Origin of the sequence: Enterorhabdus sp. P55, assembly GCF_009911695.1 — a bacterium.
Lineage (GTDB): Bacteria > Actinomycetota > Coriobacteriia > Coriobacteriales > Eggerthellaceae > Enterorhabdus.
In genome coordinates, this window is record NZ_QWKK01000180.1 from 1 (window position 1) to 2,762 (window position 2,762).

Annotated in this window: 1 protein-coding gene; it reads right to left on the reverse strand. The window is 72.9% G+C overall.

The genetic code is table 11. The features are described 5' to 3' along the window. Nucleotides 1-2,590: BadF/BadG/BcrA/BcrD ATPase family protein (locus tag D1643_RS10520; RefSeq protein ID WP_305038655.1), on the reverse strand; the 2,590-nt coding region annotated here is incomplete at its 3' end. Between the last annotated feature and the right edge of the window lie 172 nt (nucleotides 2,591-2,762).

Below are 2,762 nucleotides of genomic sequence, written 5' to 3' on the forward strand. Positions count from 1 at the left end.
CCGCGCCGCCGTCGCCCGCCGCGCCGCCCGCCGCGCCGCCCGCCGCTGCGCCACCTGCCGTGCCGCCCGTTGCGTCGCCCGCCGCGTCATCGCCAGGTGTTTCACGTGAAACACCTGCGCCCGCGTTTGCGCCTGCGGCGCTGCGTCCGCTATCGTCTGTCGCGTCTTGCGCGCTCGTGCCGAGCGGAGAGGCGGCTGTGGGTGTTTCACGTGAAACACCCGTGTCCGCTCCTTCGCCCTTGCCGTTTTCGCACGCCGCTGCGGCAGTGCGCCGTTCGAGCTCGTCGGCGCCACGCTCGCACTTGTTGCCGCTCACGAATGCGCGTCCTTCGCCGAACTCCACCACGTCGAGCGAGCAGCCGTTCGCGCATCCTGTGCATGCGAGCGCGCGATGCGTGGGCTTGAGGGCCTTCAGCGCCTCGCGCCCCAGCAGTCCGCTGCCGCGCCGTGTCGCCCTCGCAGCCCCAGCTCCGTCCCCAGGCGCCGCCCCGACCTCCGAACTTCCCGCTCCGGGCGTCACCCCCGCGCCCGCCGCGCCTGGCACCCCGGCCTCCGCGTCTTCCGCCCCGGTCGCCGCCCCTGCAGCCTGCGCGTCTGCGCCGGTCGTCGCCCCCGCAGCTTCCGCGCCCGCCGCGCTCATCGCTCCGACCCGCGCGTCTTCCGTCCCCGCAGTCTGCGCGCCTGCCGCCGTCGTCGCCCCGACCCGCGCGCCTCCCGCTCCGAGCGTCGCCCCGTCGCCGCCAGAGCGCCTGCCACATCCTGCCTCCCCGCTCTCGCACTCCTCCGCTTCCCAGCGGTCACGCGCGATGAGCGCGGCGCCGATGGCGCCCATCAGGTGCGCGCGGTCGCACCGCACGGCCTCCACGCCGCAGATGAGCTCGAAGGCGCGCAGCACCGCGTCGGACTTGAACGCGCCGCCCTGCACCACCACGCAGGGGCCGAGCGACGTCGCGCGTTCCGATCCGATGATGCGGAACAGCGCGTTCTGCACCACCGAGTACGCCACGCCTGCGGCGATGTCCTCAAGCGACGCCCCCACCTTCTGGGCGTGCTTCACGCGCGACGACATGAACACCGTGCAGCGCATCCCCAGGTCAACAGGACTTTCTGCGCGCAATGCGGCTGCCGCGAAGTCCGAGGGCGTCGACCGCAGGCTGTGCGCGGTGCCCTCGATGAACGCACCGCATCCGCTCGAGCACGCCTCGTTCAGCACGGCGTCGGCCACCGCGCCGCTCTCCACCCAGAGCGCTTTCATGTCCTGCCCGCCGATGTCGAGCACGAACGACACGTCCGGGCGCAGGGCCTGGGCGCCGCGCAGGTGCGCCGCCGTCTCCACCACGCCCGAGTCGATGCCGAGCGCCGCGCGCAGCAGATCCTCGCCGTACCCGGTGGCCGTCGCGTGCGCGATCCAGGGCGCCTCCTCGCCGCGCGGGGCCGAGTTCGGCAGGGCGGCCAGCGCCCCCAGCACCATCTGCCGCACGGTGTCCAGCACATCGCCGCGCGTGGGCTCGTACGCGCTGTAGACCAGCCGCCCCTCCGCGTCCACCAGGGCCACCTTCGCGGTGGTCGACCCCGCATCCACGCCCAGAAACACCGGCCCGCGCGCGTCAAAGGTACGCAGCGTGGGAAAGACGGCGGCGCGGTGCCGCTCGCGGAAGGCGGCCAGCTCTGCCTCGTCGGAGAAGAGGGCGGGAAGGCGCCCCAGCTCCTCCTCGGCCTCCAAGAGCTCGCCGGCGGCCGCCCGCTCGCACAGCGCGTCGAGCGATGCCGTCTTGCCCTCCTCCTCGGAGATGAGGGCCGCTCCCAGGGCGGTGAACAGGTGCGCGTCCCGCGGCAGGATGCCGGTGGTGGGCGTGAGCCCCAGGGCACGGCGGAAGCGGTGCGCCAGGTCGGGCACGTACTCGAAGGGCCCGCCCAAAAACACGAGCGTCCCGCGTAGGGGCCGTCCACAGGCCAGGCCGCCCAACGTCTGGCGCACCACGGCATCCAGCGCGCTCGCGGCGATGTCTGCCTTCGCGGCCCCCGCGTTCAGCAGCGGCCGCACGTCGGTCTGCGCGAACACGGCGCAGCGCGACGCGATGGGGTAGAGGCGCGATGCGCCCATGGACAACCGGCTCATCGCGCCGGTGCGCACGCCCAGCATGAAGGCGATGGTGTCGATGAACCCGCCAGTGCCGCCGGCGCAGGTAGCGTTCATGCGCTGTTCGAGGCCGCCAGTCAGGTAGATCACCTTCGCGTCCTCGCCGCCCAGCTCCACCACGGCGTCGGCCGCGGGGTACGCGCCGCGCACGGCCCGCGTGGTGGCCACCACCTCTTGGACGAAGGGCACGCCGAGCATCTCGGCGGCGCTGATGCCGGCCGAGCCGGTGATGGCGACGGTTCCCTCCAGGTTGCCATAGCGCCAGGACAGGTCGTGCAGCACGCTCTGAAGCGTCTTGCGAATGTTGGACTGGTGGCGCTGGTAGGCGGAATGGAGGATCACGCCGTCCGCGTCGGCGATGACCACCTTGATGGTCTTCGAGCCGGCGTCGATGCCGATGCGCAAGGAGGATAGGGCGCTGTCGAGCGCCTCGTCACGGGTCTCAGTCATGATGTGCCTGCTCTCCCTCGATGTTCTCGAGTCCGATTATGACACAGAAGCCCCTGATCGCACCTGCCGCTGGCACAGCCCCACATTCAAGCGGAAACGGCGCCCTCCGCACCCGCGCGCCCCGCCGCTGCGCCCGCGCCCCGCCGCCGCGCCCGCGCCGCCACGCTCCCGC